The organism is Peribacillus sp. B2I2 (assembly GCF_041261685.1).
In the GTDB taxonomy this organism is placed as follows: domain Bacteria; phylum Bacillota; class Bacilli; order Bacillales; family DSM-1321; genus Peribacillus.
In genome coordinates, this window is record NZ_JBGCCB010000001.1 from 2231095 (window position 1) to 2254287 (window position 23193).

The following is a 23193-nucleotide window of genomic DNA, read 5'->3' on the forward strand; positions in this document are numbered from 1 at the left end:
GACATTGTGAAGAAAAATGAGAATATCAAAGGAGTGAATAAGAATGCTTTCAAATATAGGGATACCCGGTCTGGTAATCGTCCTAGTGATTGCACTGATTATTTTTGGACCGTCCAAGCTTCCGGAAATAGGCCGTGCATTTGGCCGGACATTATCCGAATTCAAAAGTGCAACCAAAGGATTGGTGAATGATTCAGAAAAAGAGGATGAAAACGAGAATAAAGCCGCGTTAAGAGCTGTTAAAAAAGAGGGATGAATTAAATGAGATATAGCGGGCGGAAAGACTCGCCTGCTTCTTTTCATGAAAAGAGTTCGAGTGGAAGTGCTATTTGCAATATAGCAAGAAAATATCTAAAAAGGAGGAGTGAAAGTGGAGAGTAAGGATTTACATGTTATAGAGCATATGGAGGAACTACGAGGAAGAATCATTAAAACACTGATAGGCTTTCTTGTTTTCTTCATAGTGAGTTTCATATTTGTACAGGATATTTATGAACTACTAATTAAGGATTTAGATGGGAAGCTTGCTGTGCTTGGTCCAAGTGACATTCTGTGGGTATATATGATAATTGCCGCGGTTTGCGCAATAGCCGCAACAATTCCGCTAGCTGCCTATCAGTTATGGCGCTTTGTGGCTCCTGCGTTGAAACCTGAAGAGAGAAAAGTTACATTTCGGTTCATTCCGGGGCTGTTCATTCTATTCATAACAGGTATCTCATTTGGATATTTTGTGTTGTTCCCGATAGTGCTGGGTTTCCTCACTTCCCTATCCGCTGGGCAGTTCGAGATGATGTTCACAGCGGAAAAGTATTTTCGGTTCATGATTAATTTGATCTTACCATTCGGGGTTTTATTCGAAATGCCGCTTGTGGTCATGTTCCTGACCAGATTAGGAATCATCAATCCAACAGTGTTGAAAAAGTCTCGTAAGATTTCTTATTTCGTCTTGGTCATCATCTCAATCTTGATTACGCCTCCTGATATAATTTCGGACATTTTGGTTATCGTCCCATTGCTTGTGCTTTATGAAGTGAGTGTACAGCTGTCCAATATGGTTTATCGAAAAAGGCTGATGAAAGATGAGTCAGCATTACCTGTAACATGAAATGCGTTCTGAAAAAACATTTCTTGGGAAATAGTTAATGGAACACACTTAAAAGTTGAGGGGGCGATTCCTCAACTTTTTTTATTGCGGAATAATACTTGATGGATTAAGTAAGTGCCTTACCCTTAAAAAATAAGCTTTTGCTTCCTCTAAGTGGACTTTTTGAATTGCGTAACCCATTTTAAAATTGTCAGGTTCCCAGATCTTTTGGATTTGAATCTTTGTCATTCGTAAAAACATGCTTCTGAGGGAAAGAGTACTTTTTTAAGTCGATTGTAAGTTCCCTTAGCTATATGCTGTTTTTCAATTTTTTTTATTCATTGAATATTAATTTTGATGTAAATATCTTTTTAGTGATTATCTTTTCGTCGATTTTGATAGCGATAAAATGTTTCCTGCGATAATTTTCATTAAATCCCTCATAAACTTCTCACCATCCCTTTCAATATTTTGATGATGCTTTTCCCCCCTAGATATATATTTATACTTGAACGACGTAATCAACATTCACTTCTGCATCCCAATTTTTCCGGATCATTCACCTTTCTACTCAAATTAATCTTCAAAATGACCCCTTACCTCATTCATGTTGGAATGGGCGAAATGAAGATTACTGGTTTTTAAGTTCAAGTGATTACATTTATTCGCTAACCAGAATCCTCGCTCCTTCTAAAATATAAAATAAAACATGCCCCATTTTATCCAGAAAAACTAAACAAATGATTAATAGGAATCCTGTAACGAAATTGGCGAGCATGGCAATGTTATAACCCGATAATGCATGCAAACTGCAATATCTATTTTTTCATTTTTATGATGTAGAATTAAGGCGAGCACGTCAAACCCAACAGTGGATGCATTTGCTGTTATACATAAATAGTATCCTTTGGACTTAGGACAAAAATTGACGAAATTCGATTTAAGCACCACAGTATTATATGACGCGCTCGAAGGTGATCTTAACATTAACTTTTGTGAAGCGGAACAAATTATAACATGCGGCTTTCCAACAAAAGAAGATGCTGAACATTTAGGTATAACAGAAACGATGTGCTTGCTGATTACAGAAAGAATGATTTTTGATTCTGATGGTAATTTAGTAGAATATTATAAAGGTTTATTCAGGTCGGATATGTACTCATTCGCTATGAAAATGTCCCGGAAGAATAACTGATTTTATTTTACCGACGCAAAAAATGACCTAAGCCTTTAGAGTGGTTTAGGTCATTTTCGGTTCTCAAATTTTATAAATATGATCAACAAAATTATTCGTGACTGTACATTCTTCCGGATGGATAACTAAGAAAAAACACCTTTAATGAGGTGGTTTTTTTATTCAGCCGAATTAGTGGGCTTACCATCCTCCAATTTAGCCGAAATAAGCCCAAGTAGAACTCCAAGCAGCGCACCTGCTCCTACTTCCACAGGCTGATGTCCGAGCAGTTCATTCAGTTCTTTCTCACGCTCCACATACTCAAAACTTGGAAACTCACCAGAAAATTTCGCCAGATTATCTTCAAGATCATTCACAAGCTTTGCAATTTCGCCTGTATGGCGCCGAATCCCTTGAGCATCATACATCACAATTACGCCAAACACTGTCGCAAGTGATGTCTCCGTATGCAACCATCCTTTATTGGCTGCCACATAGGATGCCAGTGCTGCCACACCCGCAGAGTGCGAACTAGGCATGCCGCCTGTTGTTAAAGCCTGCTTCAAGTCCCACTTTCCCGTAAGCCTATTATGCGTTAAAATTTTCAATCCTTGAGCAATGCCAATTGCCGATAGCGCCGTTAAAATTCCCCGATTCATCTTTTCCATGAGCAACTCCTCCACTCCAGACCAGTCCCAATCCAATCCGGGAATTTGTCTTCTCTCTTTTGATACCCAAAATATAATCTTTATATGCGGAAGTCATCCATGATTTATCAGCATTTATTAAAAGTCTACTTGTGATATTTTGCTTCAGTTTTTACGGGGAAAGGCGTTATTTCATATTAATATTTATAGGATTGGTCCCTTAAGGAAAATCTATAACGGAAGATTAACAAGGTGTTAAGGTGGCTATGGAATGAACAAGTTCAAGGATATAAATCCGGAAGAGTTAAAAAGGATTCAGACTGTAACCAAGCAATTGTCTTTCACAAAAAACTTCAGGTCTGCTACTGCTGAAGAATGGTTTGTTTTCATTCCCGGCTTTAAGGATCCAGTTACTGGGGGTGCTGCTGGAAAGGCTATAGTTCACTACAATCTATATGGGAACAAAGATATGTTTATTAACACAACGGTCATTCTGGATGACCCTGTTCTATTTGAGGAAGAAAATTTTCAACTGGTTTACTCTATATGTGATGAACTTGTAAATCGACTGGTAGGATACGCTGATACATTGCTGTCAGTGCACGCAGGTTCAAACTCTTATAATGCTGAGTACAAACGGTAATGGTGGTAAGAAGAATAAGGAGGAAAAACTGTGCATCATAATCTGGTTCAATCAATAATTGAACATTCAGTACCGCTTACAAATGATGGTGATTGGGGTAAGCTCGTTCAACAAGTTGAAAATTCAAAATTTGTTTTGCTGGGAGAGGCATCACATGGAACATCCGAATTTTACACGGCCCGAGTTGAAATAACAAAAAAACTGATTAAAGAAAAAGGGTTCACCTTTGTAGCCGTTGAAGGCGATTGGCCCGCATGTCAGGCAATTAATAGATATGTTAAAGGCTATGACCTAGTGACGAAAACAGCAAAGGATGTGCTTAAAAGTTTTGACCGCTGGCCAACCTGGATGTGGGCAAACGAGGAAATGATCGACCTGATTGAATGGATGAAAGAATACAATGAATCTGGACAAAAACAAACGAAAGTTGGATTTTATGGGATAGATATCTATAGTCTTTGGGAATCCATGGATGAAGTCATCCATTACTTAAAACAAATAGATTCACCTGACCTCGAAGCTGCCAGACAGGCGTTCACATGCTTTGAGCCATTCAATCGGAATAACGAAGAGTACGCAGTTTCCGCAGGCATTTTTTCTGAAGGCTGCATAGAGGAAGTAGCCAAATTACTGACAACCATTCAGAGAAAAAAAGAAAAATACCCCCATCACGAGGAATTGAATTTGAATCTTCAAGTGAATGCATTGGTAGCTTATAATGCAGAAAATTATTACAGGACTATGGTGGTTCATGACGATAGATCATGGAATATTCGAGATATGCATATGGTGGATGCACTTAATGAAATTATGGATTTTTACGGTTCAGAAGGCAAGGCGATTGTATGGGAACATAATACCCATGTCGGCGATGCCAGCGCTACTGATATGAAGGATTCCGGGATGATTAATGTCGGCCAGGTCATTCGTGAGCAAAACCCAACTGAAGATGTATTTATCACAGGTTTCGGAACCTACAGGGGAACTGTTATTGCAGCAGATGAGTGGGGCATGGATTTTGAAATAAAAACAGTACCCCCGGCAATGAATGGAAGTTGGGAGGAGGCAATGCACCTTTCGGGGGCGAATGATAAGTTGCTCATTTTCACCGATGAAAATCGTCAGCTATTCCAAGATAGTATTGGACATCGGGCGATTGGAGTTGTTTACAGACCGGAATATGAACAATATGGAAACTATGTACCTTCTGTAATGTCGAATAGATATGATGCTTTTGTTTACATTGATGAAACTCAGGCCCTTCACCCGCTTGTTCATGAAAAAGCACCCGTTATGTAAAAAATATAAATATACAAGCCCTTTATAACATGTCGAGTTATAAAGGGCTTTGCCTTTTTGTTCGTGCTAATTCTTAATGCTACCCAATGTGGTCTTATCATCTTAACGGAAACTAAAGTCTTTGCGTTTGATCGCTTCTGTTTTTTAAGCTTTATTAAAAGGGATTAAAATATTTAAAAACCATTCTATAAAGAATGGTTTTTATCTTGATATCTATTCGCGGATGGACTGGATTTTTTAAATGAACCTTCAATTAATAAGGTGAGTAATTAAGAATCGGGCCCCCTAAACAGACGGTTAATAAAGTTCCGAAACCAATTGATCCTGAAAATGACTGCCATAACTAAGAAGAAAAGATAAATGAATGTTTTTGAATATGGTGTATTTCTTCCAGTTAAATCTTGAATGATCAGCATCAAAAGGTCTACAGGATTTGGGGCGGAATTTGTGCATGTAAGTAGATAGCCGTTCCTATCCTAGTACAATAACCATTAACCCAAACGTTAAACAAACAAGTTTAATGAGCAGTTGCTCTGGCTTTACCAAGTTATTCAGTAAAAAAGGCCTTTTATCGATACCAAAACCTATTATTAAAGCAGTTAGTAGACCCAATAATTCTGGTCATTGCCTTTTTAAAAGCGAATTTAGAAATATCATGATAGGTCTGATTGAATGGTTAAAGAACAACCAAGGGTTAATAGTATGATCCCCATCAGATAAAGGTTAATATTTGTTTTACTCGCATTTAACACACTTATTCATTAACTAATTCTTTTATCATCAAAAGATGTGGACCGCCATCTTCCATAAAGACATCGGATGAAGTGTGATAGCCAAGTTTTTTATAAAAACCCTCTGCCTGTGTTTGCCCATGTAATTTAACCTGGGATATTTCCTTTTTATTTGCAATTTCTTCCAATGCTTTAATTATTATTTTTCCAAGACCAAATTTACGGTAAGGCTCTAAGATGCAAATTCTCTCTAATTTACCTAAACCATCAACAACTCTTAACCTACCAGTTCCGACTGGTTTTTCATTATAATAGACTAATATGTGTTCAGATAAAGCATTAAGTGTATCAAATTCATCAAATTCACTTTCTAAAGGGAAACCTTGTTCCTCGACAAATACTTCTTTTCTGATTTGAAAGGCTATTTTTAAATCATTTTCTGTAGTTATTCTCTTTGAATCCAATGTTCTTCATCCCTTTTCTAGATTTATTCAGTAAGACAAGTCATAATATATGTATATCCTTTTTATAGTATATACGAAATTATTTTTGTTGTAAATACAACAAAAAAGTCGGGAGCTTTTTGAATGAAGGAAATACTCCGTGAAATTGGAATGATAGCAAGGGCATTGGATTCTATAAGTAATATCGAATTTAAAGAATTAGACCTTACAAAAGGGCAGTATTTGTATCTTGTACGAATATGTGAAAATCCAGGAATCATTCAGGAAAAGGTAGCAGAAATGATAAAGGTTGACCGAACGACAGCAGCTCGTGCAATTAAAAAACTTGAGATACAAGGTTTTATTGAAAAGAAAGATGATGCTGACAACAAAAAAATCAAAAAGTTATACCCTACTGATAAAGGTGAAAAAGTATATCCCTTTTTACAGAAAGAAGGGGAGTATACCGACAAGGTGGCATTAACCGGATTTTCTAGGGACGAAACGGAATTGATTTTTCATCTTCTTCAAAGGGTCAGAAAAAATATTGAGGTAGATTGGGAATTTGTGAAAAAAGGCAATAAAAGGGAGTATTGACGCATCTTATAAGTTATTTGCTTCATGGATGACTGATTGGAGCTATTAGTTAAAGCGCTTATGCTGGTTGTGGAGATAAATTGATAAAAAGAGGCTCGATTTCGTTTGGAAATCGAGCCTCTTTCATATTATCCAGCTACATTTTCAGTGAACTGACTATTGTATAACTCTGCATAGAAACCATTCACCCTTAAAAGTTCTGAATGTGTTCCTTTCTCTATCACTTTTCCTTGATCCATAACTAGAATCAAATCTGCATCCTTAATCGTTGAGAGACGATGGGCGATGACAAAGCTAGTTCGTCCTTCCATGAGTCGGTTCATGGCCTTTTGGATAAAGACTTCGGTCCGAGTGTCAACACTGGACGTCGCTTCATCCAATATCATGACTGGTGGATCTGCTAGAACAGCTCGGGCGATTGTCAAAAGCTGCTTTTGTCCTTGTGAGATGTTAGAAGCTTCTTCGTTTAAGATTGTCTCATACCCATCTGGCAGTGTCCGAATGAAATGGTCGGCATGTGCCATGCGGGCAGCTGCAAAAATTTCTTCATCAGTTGCTCCATTTTTGCCATATGCTATATTTTCTTTAATCGTGCCATTAAAGAGCCAGGTATCTTGAAGCACCATCCCAAAGTTTTTTCGAAGATCACTCCTGGACATATTCCGTGTATCAAGACCATCAATATTAATCTTTCCGCCATTGAGTTCATAAAATCTCATCAAGAGATTTATCATGGTCGTTTTTCCAGCACCAGTCGGTCCAACAATTGCGACCGTCTGTCCAGGCAAGACATCGATGTTCATATCTTCAATTAACATTTCTTCCCCATATCCAAAGTCCACATGTTCAAAAGTGACAGCACCATTTGCTCTCTTTATATTAGCTGTGGTTTTTTCTTTCATTTCCTCTTCTTCATCAAGTAGCTCAAAGACACGCTCAGCTGCTGCAACCGTCGACTGAATAATGTTTGCGATGTTAGCTGTCTGTGTGATCGGCTGGGTGAACTGCTTTGAATATGTGATGAATGCCTGAATATCACCAATCGAGATCGAACGTTGCGTTACCAATATTCCGCCGACAACGCTGATGAGTACATAACTCAAATTTCCGATAAAGAACATCATGGGCATGATGATACCGGATATAAACTGAGCTTTGCTTCCCGCTTTATACAACTCTTCATTAACCATGGTAAACTGGGCACTCGCCTTTTTTTCATGTCCGAATGCTTTAACGACTTGATGGCCAGTATACATTTCTTCAATGTGCCCATTTAATTGTCCGAGTGTACGCTGTTGATCGGCGAAATGTTTTTGGGATCTTTTCAAAATTGGCCGGATTGCAAATATTGACAAAGGTAAGCTTACTATCGAGATTAATGTCAATAACGGGCTAATCGAAAGCATCATGATGATAATCCCCAAAATCGTTACGATCGAAGTGATGAACTGCGTTAAGCTTTGCTGAAGGGTGCTTCCGATCGTATCAATATCATTTGTCATTCGGCTAAGTGTTTCCCCGTTTGGACGTCCCTCAAAATATTTGAGAGGAAGTTTCCCGAGCTTTTCGTTAACATCTTCTCGTAAATCATATACTGTGTCCTGTGCAACACTTGACATAATGTATTGTTGTACATAGTTGAAAAGGCTGCTTAAGGCATAAAGTCCGGCAAGCAGTAGAAGGATCTGGCCAATTTTATCAAAGTTAATAGCTGCTCCTGGTATTCCCTGGAATTTCCCGTAAGCTCCTTCGAATAATTCTGTAATTGCATTTCCCATGATCTTTGGTCCAACAATCATAAAAATAGTACTCATGATTGCAGCGAAGAACACGGAAATCAATTTGTTGCGCCGCGGTTTTAAATAGGCCAAGAGGCGTCTTAGTGTTCCTTTAAAATCTTTTGCTTTTTGACCCATCATCATCATGTTACCGCCACCGGGACCATGCCCAACCTGACCGCCGCTTTGAGGTTTTTTTTGATTACTCATGCAATTTCCTCCTCTGTGAGCTGTGATAAGGCGATCTCACGGTAAATGTCGTTTGTACTAAGCAACTCTTGGTGTGTTCCCATACCTACAATGTGGCCTTCGTCCAACACAATGATTCGGTCAGCGTCCACGACCGTACTGACACGCTGGGCAACGAGTAGCACTGTCGAATTTTTCGTTTCATCTTTCAGGGCTGCGCGAAGGTTGGCATCCGTCTTGAAGTCAAGTGCAGAAAAACTATCATCGAATATATAAATATCGGGTTTCCGAATGAGTGCCCGTGCGATCGAAAGTCGTTGTTTTTGCCCTCCTGATAGGTTTGAACCGCCTTGTTCGATTTCTGCCTGATATCCGTCTTTCATTTTGCTGATAAAATCTTCCGCTTGCGCGATCCGAGCCGCATGCTCGACTTCATCTTGTGTGGCTGTTTGTTTTCCAAAGCGAATGTTTTCAGCGATAGTACCAGTAAAGAGGACGGCCTTTTGTGGTACAAAGCCAATTTTTGAGCGAACTTCATCTTGTGATGACTTACGAATATCAACACCATTGACGCGAATCGTTCCACTTGAAATATCATAGAAGCGAGGGATCAAATTGACGAGCGTCGTTTTCCCTGAGCCTGTTCCACCGATTATTGCGGTGATTTCACCAGGACTTGCAGAAAAACTAATATCCGATAATGCAGGTTCTTCTGCTCCTGGGTAACTGAACGTCACATGTTCAAATTCAAGTGTACCGTGTTCACGATCTGCCTTTTCTGTACCCTCATCCAGGAATGAAGGTTTCATGTCAAGGACTTCGTTTATCCTTGTTGCCGACACGGCCGCACGTGGAACCATAACGAACATCATGGATGCCATAACGAGGGCGAACATAATTTGCATAACATATTGGATAAAGGCCATTAAGTCCCCGATCTGCATACCGCCGTTATCAATACGAATTCCACCAAACCAAATGATACCAACAACCGTCAAGTTCATTACTAGCATCATTACAGGCATCATGAATGCCATGATTTTATTGACCTTGATCGAGACATCCGTCAATTCTTTATTCGCTTTCTTAAGTCGTTCCTTCTCTTGTGTTTCACGATTGAAGGCACGAATGACGCGAATACCAGTTAAATTTTCCCGTAATACAAGGTTCAACCTGTCTAATCGTTTTTGCACCGTTTGAAAGAGTGGCACACCTTTATATAGAATAAGCAGGATCGACCCAATCAACAAAGGCATTGTGACAACAATGACAAGGGATAATTTTGCATCCATGGATACTGCCATGATCAAACCGCCGATTAACATGATAGGTGCACTGATAACCATACGTAGCATCATGATAACCACTTGCTGGACTTGTGTTATATCATTGGTCGTCCGAGTAATCAATGATGCGGTACCTACTTCATCAAATTCTTGTAACGAAAATTTTTCAACATGATTAAAGACTTTCAGCCGGAGATCGCGTCCCATTCCCATAGCCGCTTTTGACGAATAGTAGCTTGCGATTATGGAAGCGCAAGCGCCAAGAGCGGAAACCAGCAGCATCAAACCACCAATTTTCCAAATGTATGGAGTGTCTCCTCGAACGACGCCTTTGTCAATAATATCGGCCATTAATGTAGGCAAAAAGAGGTCCGACATCGATTGAATAAAAACCAGTCCGATGACTGCTGAAATAATCCACTTATAAACGGATAAATTTTTCAGTATTTTTATCATTTTGTACACTCTCCCTGTTGGGTAGCTTGTGCTTCTAAAAAGTTTGTAATTTGAAGATGCGTTTCAAGCAGCTCTTCAAACTGTTCTTCCGAAAGCAATTCAATGGCCGATTGGAAAATTTGGTGAATGCTTCCTTCGTGAAAATGGATCGTTTTTAATAAATTTTCCCCCGTTTCGGTGATTGACAACTGAATCTCACGCCGATTGCCCTCCACATGCTCGCGATGGAGCATACCTGCCCGAACGAGACCATCAACCGCTTGGCTCAAGGTGCTTTTTGGAAGAAATGTTTTCGCCCCAACGGTTTTTTGAGTCATCTCCGTTTGAAGAGTGATGGCCATCAAAATGGAATATTGCGGAACTGTCAACCCATTTTCTGCCGTTGTCTTTTGAACGAACCGCATTATATTTTTCTGCACGTTCCAAAATGAACGCAAAAGTTGTACGGAACGCATCAACTGTTTTTCATTCTCCACTCACATCACCATTCTTTCTTTTTCAAACTGTTCCATATTGAACAATTAATTTTATGAATCATTTTAATTTACATCTATCTTTCCGCTTCGTCAACAAAAAATCGACTTCAACACCCCAGGGTTATCTGGACTTTGCTGCATATATGGAAATGGGTTTTAAAGTCAGGGGAGGCTTTCGCGTGAAAACAAACCATTCAATGTGAAATTAACTTGAAAATGTGAACTGATAAGTGTTAGGATAATATTGAGTTAGTACCAGGTAATAATAGTAGATGATAACGCAAATGAGAATGTACGGGTGTTAAATGGAAGCATGTATACATAATAGAATTTAATTTTTCTTCCGTAGAAATGCGAGACAAACAGACAGCTAATAAGAAAGATTGGTAATTTGTGACACAGAGCCCCATTTTAAATAAGGTGCCAATATGAGGAAAATATTCTGGTTTTAACGGGGAAATGTTTTAATTATTAGGTAATAGGAGGGATGATGACATATGGTTGAAAACCGTCATCTACAGGTAGGTCTCAGTGACGAAAAAGTGCTTGAGATGTATAGAGTTATGTTGTTGGCAAGACGTATAGATGAACGAATGTGGCTGTTGAACAGATCTGGAAAAATCCCATTTGTCGTTTCTTGTCAAGGACAAGAAGCAGCGCAAGTGGGTGCAGCTTTTGCATTGAATCGTGAAAAGGATTATGTCCTTCCTTATTATCGGGATCTAGGAGTGGTGCTCGCGTTTGGGATGACCGCCAGGGATTTGATGTTATCCAGTTTTGCCAAAGCGGAAGATCCAAATTCAGGCGGGCGTCAAATGCCTGGGCATTTTGGGCAAAAAAAGAATCGGATTGTGACGGGATCTTCGCCAGTTACCACTCAAGTGCCACATGCAGTGGGGATTGCACTCGCTGCAAAAATGGAAGGAAAAGATATTGTTTCATTCGTTACATTCGGAGAGGGTTCATCAAACCAAGGTGATTTTCATGAAGGAGCGAATTTCGCAGGTGTACATAAACTTCCGGTCATCTTGATGTGCGAGAATAATCAGTATGCCATTTCCATCCCGATAGAAAAGCAATTGGCTTGCAAGAAAGTTTCGGACCGGGCCATTGGTTACGGCATGCCAGGGGTGACGGTTGATGGAAATGATCCGATCGAAGTATACCGGGTGGTGAAAGAAGCGGCTGAGAGAGGAAGGCGTGGTGAAGGCCCAAGCTTAATCGAAACGGTTTCATACAGGCTTACACCACACTCAAGCGATGATGATGATAGTCAATACAGGTCGCCTGATGAAGTATCGGAGGCAAAAAAAATGGATTCGATCATTACTTTTGCTGCCTATTTAAAAGCAGCAGGGATCATGGATGATTCACTGGAGAAGCAAATGAACGAGGAAATAATGGAAGTAGTGAACGAAGCGACGGATTATGCAGAAAATGCTCCATTTGCGAATGAAGACACGCTCTCAAAATACGTTTACGCAGAAAGGTAAGGAGGAAAGAAAATGGCAGTGATATCTTATATAGATGCGGTGATAATGGCGATGCGGGAAGAAATGGAACGTGATTCCCGTGTATTTGTATTAGGTGAGGACGTAGGGGGTAAAAGGCGGCGTTTTTAAAGCGACTTCAGGGTTATACGAACAATTCGGGGAACAGCGTGTCATTGATACCCCGCTTGCTGAATCCGCAATCGCAGGAGTTGGCATCGGTGCGGCCATGTATGGAATGAGGCCGATTGCGGAAATGCAATTCGCTGATTTTATCATGCCTGCAATCAACCAAATTATTTCAGAAGCTGCTAAAATTCGTTATCGCTCCAATAATGACTGGCAATGCCCAATCGTCATCAGGGCACCATACGGTGGGGGCGTACATGGGGCGTTATACCATTCACAATCCGTTGAAGCCATTTTTGCCAATCAACCGGGACTTAAAATTGTCATGCCCTCAACACCGTATGACGTGAAAGGGTTATTGAAAGCAGCCATTCGCGATGACGACCCAGTCCTTTTCTTTGAACATAAACGTGCCTATCGCCTTATTAAAGAAGAAGTGCCGGCTGATGATTATGTTTTACCCATTGGTAAAGCGGATGTAAAACGTGAAGGCGAGGACGTTACAGTGATTACTTACGGCCTTTGTGTTCATTTTGCGCTACAGGCAGCTGAAAGGCTGGCCAGTGATGGCATATCTGTTCATATACTTGATTTACGAACCGTTTACCCATTAGATCAAGAAGCCATTATGGAAGCTGCATCTAAAACAGGAAAAGTCCTATTGATTACTGAAGATAATAAGGAAGGGAGCATCATTAGTGAAGTATCGGCGATCATTGCAGAAAACTGCCTCTTCGATCTCGATGCCCCAATCATGAGACTTGCGGGTCCGGATGTTCCAGCAATGCCATATTCACCATCATTGGAGAAATCCTTCATGGTTAATCCTGAAAAAGTGGAAAAGGCACTGCGGGACCTGGTTGCCTATTAAATGATTGGCATGGAGGAACGAACCTTGCGCATCCGTTTAAATTGTTGTTTATATTGGGATTGATCTTAAAAATGAACTTAAGTCTAGCAACTATAAAAAAGGTTGCCAGGCTTTTTTTTGCGCTAAATAAATCATCTATAGTGAAAAAATAATCCGTTTGATTACGCTAGAGAGGGCATATAAAACTCCACCGTATTCTTTTTAATGAACACTTTATTTAGCAGTGATTTTTGGGGAATTTTCACTTCGTAAATATATATTAAATAGAAATGCGTGGTATTATATGGGAAAGAATTCTAGGTAAAGGAGAACTAATGATGAATACTGGACAATTATCCAATAATAAACTATTAGATATGGTATTTGAAAGTACATATTATGGAATTGTAATTGTCGATAGTAACGCAAAAATTCAATATATTAGCAATAAATATTGTGAATTTTTAAATGTTGAACGCAGTACAGTGATTGGTGAACATGTGACGAATATAATTGAAAATACAAGGCTACACCTAGTAGTGCAAATAGGTAAATCGGAAATCGCTGATATACATTTTCTTCGTGGTGATTTTGTTATCGCTAATCGCATTCCTATTATCGAAAATAAGGAAATAATTGGTGCGATTGGGACAATAATGTTTCGTGATCTTGATGACTGGAACAAAATGAATAGCCACATTAAGGAGATACTGACAAAACATAATTTTTACACAAATGAAAGAGATGTTACAAATGGAGTAAAGTATTCCTTACACAATTTAATTGGAAATTCACAAGAAATACAACAGTTAAAAGAACGTGTGAAAAGGGTTGCTAGAGGTGATATCTCTGTACTAATTAGAGGAGAAAGCGGTACAGGCAAGGAAATAATAGCACATAGCATTCATCAGTTAAGTGGGAGAAGCGACAAACCACTTGTGAAAATAAATTGTACTTCAATTCCGGAACACTTGTTAGAATCTGAACTTTTCGGTTATGAAGAAGGTGCCTTTACAGGGGCAAACAAGGGAGGTAAAATAGGAAAGTTTCAATTTGCTGATGGTGGGACTGTTTTCCTTGACGAAATTGGTGATATGCCTCAGCAAATGCAAGTCAAGTTATTAAGGGTTCTTCAGGAGAAGGAATTTGAGCCTGTAGGTTCGCTTTATCCAAAAAAACTAAATGTTCGAGTGATTGCTGCAACAAATCGCCCTTTAGAAAAATTGGTTGAAGAAAAACTATTTCGTGAAGACCTTTTTTATAGAATTAATGCTGTCCAATTATTTGTTCCTCCTTTAAGAGATAGAATTGAAGATATCCCTTTACTCGTAGATTATTTTTTTAAAAAAGTCACAGCTCGAATAGGAAAACGAGTAACCTCTGTACATCCTGAGGTGCTTTCATTAATAGAGCAATATAACTGGCCAGGGAATATCAGAGAACTAGAGAATGTGATTGATGCAGGTGTTCACCTATCAAATGACGAAGTAATCGGAAAAGATGCTTTACCTGATTATCTAAAAGTTCATAAGGTTAAAATGAAAGAAGAAAGTTTAAAGGATATTGTGGAGGAAACAGAAAAGAAGGCAATCGAAAGAGCGTTAAGGAGGTTTAAGTTTGATAAAAAGCGGGTTGCGGAAACTCTTGGAATAGGGAATTCTACCCTTTACGATAAAATAAAAAAATATCGAATTTCTGACCAATAAAAATAAATCCAGGATTTCAGAATTCATTCCGAAATCCCGGATTTAATTTTAATTTCCGTATTAGTGTAGATAAAGTTACATTAAAGGAGAAAAAAGGCTATAGAACAGATTTAATTTTTATTTAAATTATGAAAATTAATGAATAAAAAATCAACTGATCTAACTTCAGTTGATTTTTTTTGATTCTTTTCTGAAAAATCAGAAAATAAATAATTGGATATTCCTCAATAATTAGGAAAAGTAAGTCAGTATAGGGGGTTTACGTTTTGGAATGAATCTTGCATTCAAATTAGAAGAAAGGAGGAAGGAATCGATAAAGACGAGTGGTCAATTTAATGGCATTTTAGAGGCACTTGTTTAGTAACAATTACTTTGAACATTATTGAATTTAGCGCTTCGATATCTGTAATTTGAATCTGCTTACATTGAAAAGGAGGAATTTCATTGGATGTCGGTTTTATAACAAGAAAAATGGCAAATGATTTAAATAATATAAATCATAGAAAAATAGCAATAAAAGAAGAAGTAGGAAAGTCAATGACGTACATGGATCTCCACCATATATCAAATGCGTATGCAAACAAGCTTTACGAATTAGGAGTTCGAAAAGGGGATCGTGTCGGTATTTTACTTTACAACTGTCTCGAATATTTTAGTCTATATTTTGCCATTGCGAAAATCGGCGCAATTGCCGTTCGACTTAACTTTAGGCTATCAAGTGCTGAGCTTGAGTATGCATTAAATGATTCACAGACAAAAATATTATGCTTCCATTCGAGCTTATCCAATCAGCTGGAATCAGTTTGTAATCATGTTTCTGTTGAGCGATATTTTTGTCTTCCTCATAGAAATGGCTCAATCCCAGGTTGGTCTGAGTCATGGAGTGTTTTAGAAAGTGGTTCGGTAGATGAGGTCAAAGTCGATAACATTAAATTAAACGATCCGGTCATGCTTATGTACACATCAGGCACAACGGGAAGACCTAAAGGTGCGATTTGGACTCATGATACAACTTTCTGGTTTTCCACGATACAAGCGCTGAAATGGAAATTTACAGGGAGAGAAGTTGCGATGACGACAGGACCACTATATCATGTTGGAGCGATGGAAGATATCGCACTTCCTATTCTTATGATGGGTGGAAGCGTAGTAATTACAAAAAGCCAAGAATTCGAGATTGGAAGAATTCTTTCCGTTATTGAACAGGAAAATGTGACCGATGCTTTTTTATTCCCTTTTATGATTTATGAAATGCTAAATTTGCCTGAAATTGAAGAGTATCAGCTAAAATCTTTAAAAACTATTTATACAGGTGGTGACCCGCTAATGCCATGGGCATTAGAACAATTAAAAAAGAGGTTTCCTCAAATTGGAGTTGTTCAAGTTTACGGGTTAACTGAAGGACAACCAATTGCGGCTTCGCTTGAACCACAGGATGCTTTTACAAAAGGCCATACCGTTGGAAAGCCTATGCCACTTACAGAAATTAATATTATCGATGAGGATGGAACGCCCTTGCCTGTTGGTGAAATTGGTGAAATTGCTATTAAAAGTCCAGCGGTTTCTGAGGGTTATTGGAGGAAACCTGATGCCACAATGGAAACATTTGTGAATGGGTGGTGTAAAACAGGAGACATGGGAAAATTCGATCATGATGGGTATCTATCAATTGCAGGCAGAAAAAAAGATATGATTCGAAGCGGTGGTGAAAACATTTACTCAGCGGAAATTGAAGATGTCTTATACCGCCATGAGGAAGTGAAGGAAGTTTCTATAATTGGTATTCCTGATCCGAAATACATTGAGGCTGTATGTGCTGTTATTGTTAAAAAAGAAGGAGCCAAACTTACGGAAGAAGATGTTGTTAATTACTGTAAGGAACATCTTGCTAGCTACAAAAAACCTAGAAAGGTCACATTTGTTGATGAAATTCCACGTACCCCATCCGGTAAGGTTCAAAAGTTTATTCTTCGAAAACAGTATAGTGGTATGGAATAAATAAGGAATTTTCCAAAGGTTAAAAAGGTACAGGTTTTTTAAATACATTATTTCAATTTGTTTAAAAAATGCACATAACCACAAAGGATTCTATAAAGATAACTGGTTTACCCACTGATGCACGTTTTCAGCAATGCAAGAACATCTGGAACCCCACAAGTACACTTAAGGTTGAGGAGGAAAGCCGATGAAGAATAAAAATCAAGTTGTTTCATGGTCGAAACAGGGTAATATTGCAACGATTATTATTGATAATCCACCTGTTAATGTATTAAGCGCAGATGTTATAGAACAATTGAATCTTGTGGTGGATGAAATTGAAAGCGATTACAATGTTAAGGTCATTATCCTTACAGGTGAAGGCGAAAGAGCTTTTGTTGCTGGTGGAGATATTAAAGAATTTCCAGCATGGATAGGAAAAGGAGTCGAAGAAGGAAAGGGGAAATCACTTTGGCTTCAGGAACCACTTAATAAAATTGAACGTCTATCTCGACCAACCATTGCTGCAATCAACGGATTAGCATTAGGTGGAGGATGTGAACTTGCCTTAAGTTGTGACATTCGGATTGCGGAGGAACAAATTAGGATTGGGCTTCCTGAAATTAAATTGGGGTTGTTTCCAGGGGCAGGGGGAACTCAAAGACTTCCTAGACTGATAGGTAAAGCAAAAGCAAAAGAATTGATCTTTACTGGTGAGCCACTGATTGCTGAAGAGGCCAAACAAATAGGACTTGTTAATCATGTCGTGCCAAAGGGGGAATCCATAAAAAAAGCAATGGAAATCGCAAAATGTATTTGCAATTATTCTTTACAATCTTTAACTTTTGCAAAGCACTCAATTGATTATGGTTATGAACAAACACTTGAAGATGGACTTGTGATTGAAGCTGAAAATTTTGGCCATGTTTTTCAGACTAGGGACGTTAAGGAAGGCGTTGAAGCCTTTATTAATAAAAGAGAGCCTAACTTCGTTGATAAGTAATCCTTCATGACAAAACCAGAGTCAAGTCCTATTTTTGAAAAAAATTCTGATGTAACTAATTTTTGTTTATAAACTAAATAGATAAAGTTATTTTTAAAAAAACAACGGATCTATTCGGGAAATTAATTAGAGTTCTTTACTATGTTCACTAGAAAAGTGAATTATGATGCCCAAGAAGTCTTGAGGCAATGCATTCAAACCAGCAACAAATGATAACATATTATATTTTGAGAAAAAGGGGGAAATCAATATGGATGTAATAATTATTATTATTTCACTAGGATTACTTATGTTTCTAGCATATCGAGGATTTTCTGTTATACTTTTTGCACCATTGTGCGCTTTGTTTGCTGTATTTTTAACGGATCCTGGACATGTTTTACCTTTCTTCTCTAATATATTTATGGTTAAGTTAGTTGAATTTGTTAAATTATATTTCCCGGTTTTTCTACTAGGTGCTATTTTTGGGAAATTGGTTGAAATAAGCGGTGTTGCAAAGAGCATAGCTAAAATTATTGTCCGTTTTATCGGGGCTAAACAAGCCATTCTAGCCATTGTGATAATGGGCGCAATCCTGACTTATAGCGGAGTTAGTTTGTTTGTTGCAGTGTTTGCCATCTATCCATTTGCTGCTCAGCTGTTTCGCGAAGCTAATATTCCAAAGCGTTTAATTCCTGCGACAATTGCAGTTAGTGCTTTTACCTTTTCCATGGATTCACTTCCAGGGTCTCCGCAAATTCAGAATGTCATTCCAACGGGGTTCTTTAAAACTGACATCTATGCTGCACCGACATTAGGAATTATTGGGGCAATATTTATCATTTCCTTGAGCCTTTTATACTTAAATCATTGTCGACATAAGGCAGCTAGAAATGGTGAAGGGTATTTTGGAATTGGGGATAAAGCTATTGATAAGGAAGCTGCTGAAGCAGAAATGGCAGCTAGTTCTGCTATATCGCTGGAAACGACTAATAAGTTGGGAATGGATTCTGAAAAAGCTATAAGTAGAAAAGATTGGCTTGCTTTTATTCCGTTGGTGTTAGTTGGAGTGATGAATAAGTTTTTTACTGAGTCTTTTCCTCTTTGGTATGCCAAAGGATTTGATTTTTCTACAATTGGGTTAAAAGATTATGGAAATGTTGATATGTCTAAAGTTATTGGTGTTTGGTCTGTAGAGATGGCTCTTATTCTCGGAATAATAGCAACCGTCTTATTAAACTTAAAAGCTGTCAAATTAAATTTCAATTCGAGTATTAATATAGGGATTAATGGGGCATTGCTTGCAACCATGAATACGGCAACCGAATATGGTTTTGGGGGTGTGATTGCTGCTTTACCCGGCTTTACTGTGATACAAGATTATCTTACTGGAATGTTTTCGAATCCTTTAATTAATGGGGCGATCATGACAAATGTTTTGTGCGGCATTACTGGTTCAGGATCTGGCGGGATGAGCATTACGTTGAGCCTAATGGCGGATACGTATATACAAACAGCTGCTCATTTTGACATTCCGTTGGAAGTTTTACATCGTGTCATTGCTATGTCAGCAGGTGGGTTTGATACTTTGCCACATAACGGAGCTATAATTACTCTTCTAGCTGTTACTGGACTCACACATCGCCAGGCATATAAAGACATTTTTGTTATTACCATTATAAAGACACTTGCTGTATTCTTTGTAATTGGTATATTCAGCTTGTTTGCCATCGTTTAAATATTTGCCGGTGAGCATTGGAAAATATATTTCATTTACTAGCTTTAAACGCTATTCACATCGAATAGTACGTCTTTGAAAGACATTTTTTATAGTGTTGATATTAAAAACTATCACTAAATTATATTGTATATAGTATTTAATATCTGAATTTTCCGCCAACTAATTCAAGCCCAAATAAAGGAGATTGGAATAATGTTTAATAAATATTTCCATCAATATGAAATCGGAGAAACATGGGTGTCGAAAGGACGTACTATAACCGAAGCAGATCTAGTAATGTTTTCTGCATTTAGCGGTGACTGGTTTCCCCTCCATACTGATAAGGAGTATGCAGCAAATACAAAATTTAAGCAAAGGATAGCCCACGGAATGCTTATACTTTCGGCTGCAACCGGCTTATTTCAATTTGAATCAGGAATCGTCGTTGCATTTTATGGTTTGGAGAAAGTTCGATTTACAAACCCTACCTTTATTGGGGACACGATACATGTAGAATTAAAGGTGATTGACCTTTTTGAAAAGGGCTATCAAGGTGTTGTAACAGTCATCCAAGAAATAAAAAAACAAAACGGAGAAACTGTAGCCATCGCCAATATGAAAATAATGGTCAATTCTGATGCCGAAGTAAAAATATAATAATCACTTGATCTATTAGGTGACAAACTTAAATATTCGAGCAGGTAAAACGTACTTATGACTACTATCAATATCAAATTAGGCAATTCGAAGTGAAAGGTATTATCCCAAACTTTAGCACAGAAATTTAAACGGCGGTAGGTGGAAGAAACAAAATAACAAGCTGCGTTTTTTTACTTCATTTTTCAGAAGAAGGCAAGCCTGCACACTGGCTTGTCTTCTTTGATGAACTCAAGCCTCTTTAGTTTTTTAAGACATCTTTGACTTGCCTTTATAGGGTGTTGTTTCGATTTTGGCAGAAGAAAATTTCAAGTTCATCTTATATAGCAAGATTTTAAATGAAATCCCTAACAATTTTTGTCATAATAAGAAAGTAGGAAGGGGGAACATCATGCTTCGATTATACGGGGCTTTAATCGGCCTTAGTTTGATATGGGGTTTATCATTTGTTTTTATGAAGTGGATGCTCCCGCCAGCGGGAATTTGGGGCATTGTGTTTCTCCGCTGTTTTGCGGGTGCTGTTGTTCTGCTTCCCGTGTTATGGTGGAAGCGCAGGGAAATCAACTGGAAATTGCCGTGGAAAGCACTGGTCGTTGTCGGAATCTTCAATTGCGGATTAGCATGGGGATTAATACCTTTAAGTGAAACAGAGATTAACAGCAGCACGGCATCGATTCTAAATGCAACCACACCCATCTGGACGGGGATCATCGGATTTATCATTTTTTCATACGTTCTAACCGCCCGACAATGGATGGGCATTCTAATTGGTTTTTTCGGAATTCTAGTATTGATGGATTTTCAAATCGGTCAGCTTTTCGGAAAGGAATTCATCGGGATTGGGACAATGCTGCTAGCGTCCATCTGTTATGGTTTTGCTGGTCATTTTACGAAAAGATTTCTTTCCAGTACCAGCATATTGGTCATTACGACGTTTACGCTGCTCACGGGTGCCGTTATCGGTTTGATCGGGATGCTAATAACAGAGCCGATTAAGCCAGTGATGTTGATGGAACCGCTGACGATTTTCGCCATAGTCGGTCTTGGGTGCTTTGGCTCTGGGCTTGGCCAGCTAATCTATTTTTACATCAATAAAAATGGCAGCCCAGAGTTAGCCGCATCGGTTACATACCTTATTCCTGCAACAGCTATGGTTTGGGGCTACGTCCTGCTTGGAGAAGCGATAAATCCTAATGTAATTATTGGCCTGCTGATTATTTTCGCAGGAGTTTATCTTTCTTCTAAGAAGTCAAAAGAAAATGATGGCACAAACTCTTCATCCGGAAAACAAGCGGAATTGCATCACGTAAAATAAGAAACCAAAACGAAATAGCCCTCACGTAAAGATTTTGTTTTTTCCTGAGGGCTTTCGTATTGAATCGCATTAATAGTTTTTTACTTATTCTAATCCAATTTTGCCAAAGAAGTGATTGATTGTCTTTGCCGCATTTATAGCTATAGACATTAACCCTTATACAGAAGTGGATTTGCATTAGAATGGATATTCTTACGTAGAATATTTAGAATTAATTTCTCCTATTATAGAAAGGGAAATTGACAGTATTTTTTGCCTGAAATTATTTTGATGTTGAGATATATTAATTTGAGATAATATTGTTGACAGTAAATTTAATTCATGATAAATTACCTTTAAGTAAAGATAATTTAATTCGAGATATTAAAAAGTGTAAAACCCTATACAAACTCCTTTAATGAATAGACCACTCTGCTTGAAGGAAAAATATAGGGAACTAATGAAAAAGCTAAACAACCATAAGTTGAATCGTTTTAATGGGAGGAATCAAGTATGAATGGATTAAAAGGTATACACCACGTAACGGCCATAACAAGCAGCGCAGAAAAGAATTATGAATTTTTCACTGATATTTTAGGTATGCGTTTAGTCAAGAAAACAGTTAACCAAGATGATATCCAAACCTATCACCTGTTTTTTGCAGACGATGTTGGGGGTCCAGGTACTGACATGACTTTCTTCGATTTCCCTGGTATTCCAAAAGGTGTGCATGGGACCAATGAGATTTCAAAAACATCCTTCCGTGTACCGAATGATGCCGCATTAGAGTATTGGGTTAAGCGTCTCGACCGTTTAGAAGTGGGGAATACAGGAATCCAAGAACAATTTGGTGAAAAGGTCATTTCTTTTGTCGATTTTGATGATCAGCAATATCAATTGATCTCAGATGAAAACAATGAAGGGGTAGCAGCTGGAATCCCCTGGCAAAAAGGACCGATTCCTCTGGAGTACGCCATTACAGGATTAGGACCAATTTTCATTCGTATCGCCAACTTCGATTACTTTAAAGAAATGATGGAAAAAGTTCTATTATTCAAAGAAATAGCCGAAGAAGGATCCTTTCATTTATTCGAAGTAGGGGAAGGCGGGAATGGAGCACAAGTAATTGTCGAGCATAATTCGAGCCTTCCTCAGGCACGGCAAGGTTTTGGGACTGTTCACCATACAGCCTTCCGGGTAGAAGACCGTTCCGTTCTGGAAGAATGGATCGAACGAATGGAAAGCTTCCAATTTCAAACGTCTGGTTATGTTGATCGTCACTTTTTTGAGTCGCTTTACGTACGAGTGGCGCCGCAAATTTTATTCGAATTTGCCACTGATGGTCCTGGATTTATGGGGGATGAACCATATGAAACCCTTGGGGAAAAGTTATCCTTACCACCGTTCTTAGAACCTAAAAGGGATCAAATCGAAAAATTGGTCCGTCCCATTGATACAGTGAGAAGCACAAAGGAATTCATTAAAGAATAATTGGTAACCTTAAGCGAATGATAAATTGGTTTATGCCCATACTAAAACAGGTAGAAATAAAACATGGAATAATCATTTGAAATAGAAAAAATGC

At 38.4% G+C, this 23193-nt stretch carries 19 protein-coding genes and 1 pseudogene; 15 read left to right on the top strand and 5 right to left on the bottom strand.

Annotation, left to right across the window (positions count from 1 at the left end; all coding sequences use genetic code 11):
* Nucleotides 1-43: 43 nt before the first annotated feature.
* The 3 genes from ABIE66_RS11205 (at nucleotide 44) to ABIE66_RS11215 (ending at nucleotide 2279) form a co-directional block, all read left to right on the top strand.
* The gene (locus ABIE66_RS11205; RefSeq protein WP_063233420.1) at nucleotides 44-256 is read left to right on the top strand and encodes a twin-arginine translocase TatA/TatE family subunit; all 213 of its coding nucleotides are present in this window, start codon (nucleotides 44-46) and stop codon (nucleotides 254-256) included.
* A 147-nt stretch (nucleotides 257-403) separates the two neighbouring features.
* The gene (gene tatC, locus ABIE66_RS11210; RefSeq protein WP_370017025.1) at nucleotides 404-1105 is read left to right on the top strand and encodes a twin-arginine translocase subunit TatC; all 702 of its coding nucleotides are present in this window, start codon (nucleotides 404-406) and stop codon (nucleotides 1103-1105) included.
* Nucleotides 1106-1991: 886 nt separating this feature from the next.
* A complete protein-coding gene (locus tag ABIE66_RS11215; protein ID WP_370014718.1) occupies nucleotides 1992-2279 on the top strand; it encodes a UTRA domain-containing protein in 288 nt (95 codons plus the stop codon).
* A 158-nt stretch (nucleotides 2280-2437) separates the two neighbouring features.
* On the opposite strand, the gene ABIE66_RS11220 is transcribed toward ABIE66_RS11215, so the two are convergent.
* A complete protein-coding gene (locus tag ABIE66_RS11220; protein WP_289324744.1) occupies nucleotides 2438-2926 on the bottom strand; it encodes a divergent PAP2 family protein in 489 nt (162 codons plus the stop codon).
* A 250-nt stretch (nucleotides 2927-3176) separates the two neighbouring features.
* On the opposite strand from ABIE66_RS11220, the gene ABIE66_RS11225 reads away from it, so the two are divergent.
* A complete protein-coding gene (locus tag ABIE66_RS11225) occupies nucleotides 3177-3548 on the top strand; it encodes a hypothetical protein (RefSeq protein WP_289324745.1) in 372 nt (123 codons plus the stop codon).
* Nucleotides 3549-3578: 30 nt separating this feature from the next.
* Nucleotides 3579-4847 (top strand): erythromycin esterase family protein, encoded by a 1269-nt coding sequence (locus ABIE66_RS11230; RefSeq protein WP_289324746.1) that lies wholly within the window; start codon nucleotides 3579-3581, stop codon nucleotides 4845-4847.
* Nucleotides 4848-5601: 754 nt separating this feature from the next.
* Here ABIE66_RS11230 and ABIE66_RS11235 read toward each other — a convergent pair.
* On the bottom strand, nucleotides 5602-6042 hold the full coding sequence (locus ABIE66_RS11235) for a GNAT family N-acetyltransferase (RefSeq protein ID WP_370014719.1): 441 nt from the start codon (nucleotides 6040-6042) through the stop codon (nucleotides 5602-5604).
* A 123-nt stretch (nucleotides 6043-6165) separates the two neighbouring features.
* Here ABIE66_RS11235 and ABIE66_RS11240 point away from each other — a divergent pair, with 123 nt between their 5' ends.
* Entirely contained in the window at nucleotides 6166-6618 is a 453-nt protein-coding gene (locus ABIE66_RS11240) for a MarR family winged helix-turn-helix transcriptional regulator (protein WP_289316735.1), read from the top strand.
* 128 nt (nucleotides 6619-6746) lie between these two features.
* Here ABIE66_RS11240 and ABIE66_RS11245 read toward each other — a convergent pair whose 3' ends face one another.
* The 3 genes from ABIE66_RS11245 to ABIE66_RS11255 are packed head-to-tail and all read right to left on the bottom strand — an operon-like array spanning nucleotide 6747 to nucleotide 10803.
* A complete protein-coding gene (locus ABIE66_RS11245) occupies nucleotides 6747-8606 on the bottom strand; it encodes an ABC transporter ATP-binding protein (protein WP_370014720.1) in 1860 nt (619 codons plus the stop codon).
* On the bottom strand, nucleotides 8603-10327 hold the full coding sequence (locus tag ABIE66_RS11250) for an ABC transporter ATP-binding protein (protein ID WP_370014721.1): 1725 nt from the start codon (nucleotides 10325-10327) through the stop codon (nucleotides 8603-8605). Before ABIE66_RS11250 ends, ABIE66_RS11245 begins: the two co-directional genes overlap by 4 nt.
* Nucleotides 10324-10803 (bottom strand): MarR family winged helix-turn-helix transcriptional regulator, encoded by a 480-nt coding sequence (locus ABIE66_RS11255; protein ID WP_289324750.1) that lies wholly within the window; start codon nucleotides 10801-10803, stop codon nucleotides 10324-10326. The genes ABIE66_RS11250 and ABIE66_RS11255 overlap by 4 nt, the downstream gene beginning before the upstream one ends.
* Nucleotides 10804-11300: 497 nt before the next feature.
* Between ABIE66_RS11255 and ABIE66_RS11260 the strand changes: the two genes are divergently transcribed.
* The 9 genes and pseudogenes from ABIE66_RS11260 to ABIE66_RS11300 all read left to right on the top strand — a co-directional run bounded on the left by ABIE66_RS11260 (nucleotide 11301) and on the right by ABIE66_RS11300 (nucleotide 23099).
* Complete coding sequence (locus tag ABIE66_RS11260; RefSeq protein WP_289324751.1) at nucleotides 11301-12296, top strand: thiamine pyrophosphate-dependent dehydrogenase E1 component subunit alpha; 996 nt, start codon at nucleotides 11301-11303, stop codon at nucleotides 12294-12296.
* 12 nt (nucleotides 12297-12308) lie between these two features.
* Nucleotides 12309-13293 (top strand): annotated as a pseudogene (locus ABIE66_RS11265) (alpha-ketoacid dehydrogenase subunit beta).
* Nucleotides 13294-13607: 314 nt separating this feature from the next.
* Entirely contained in the window at nucleotides 13608-14978 is a 1371-nt protein-coding gene (locus tag ABIE66_RS11270; RefSeq protein ID WP_370014722.1) for a sigma-54 interaction domain-containing protein, read from the top strand.
* Between the two features lie 444 nt (nucleotides 14979-15422).
* Nucleotides 15423-16976: an acyl-CoA synthetase gene (locus ABIE66_RS11275; protein WP_370014723.1), complete on the top strand. Its 1554-nt coding sequence runs from the start codon at nucleotides 15423-15425 to the stop codon at nucleotides 16974-16976.
* A gap of 187 nt (nucleotides 16977-17163) precedes the next feature.
* Entirely contained in the window at nucleotides 17164-17958 is a 795-nt protein-coding gene (locus ABIE66_RS11280; RefSeq protein ID WP_370014724.1) for an enoyl-CoA hydratase/isomerase family protein, read from the top strand.
* A 250-nt stretch (nucleotides 17959-18208) separates the two neighbouring features.
* A complete protein-coding gene (locus ABIE66_RS11285; RefSeq protein ID WP_370014725.1) occupies nucleotides 18209-19675 on the top strand; it encodes a GntP family permease in 1467 nt (488 codons plus the stop codon).
* 195 nt (nucleotides 19676-19870) lie between these two features.
* A complete protein-coding gene (locus ABIE66_RS11290) occupies nucleotides 19871-20314 on the top strand; it encodes a MaoC/PaaZ C-terminal domain-containing protein (RefSeq protein WP_370014726.1) in 444 nt (147 codons plus the stop codon).
* 391 nt (nucleotides 20315-20705) lie between these two features.
* On the top strand, nucleotides 20706-21629 hold the full coding sequence (locus ABIE66_RS11295; protein ID WP_370014727.1) for a DMT family transporter: 924 nt from the start codon (nucleotides 20706-20708) through the stop codon (nucleotides 21627-21629).
* A gap of 492 nt (nucleotides 21630-22121) precedes the next feature.
* Complete coding sequence (locus tag ABIE66_RS11300) at nucleotides 22122-23099, top strand: ring-cleaving dioxygenase (protein ID WP_370014728.1); 978 nt, start codon at nucleotides 22122-22124, stop codon at nucleotides 23097-23099.
* The last annotated feature ends 94 nt before the right edge of the window (nucleotides 23100-23193 follow it).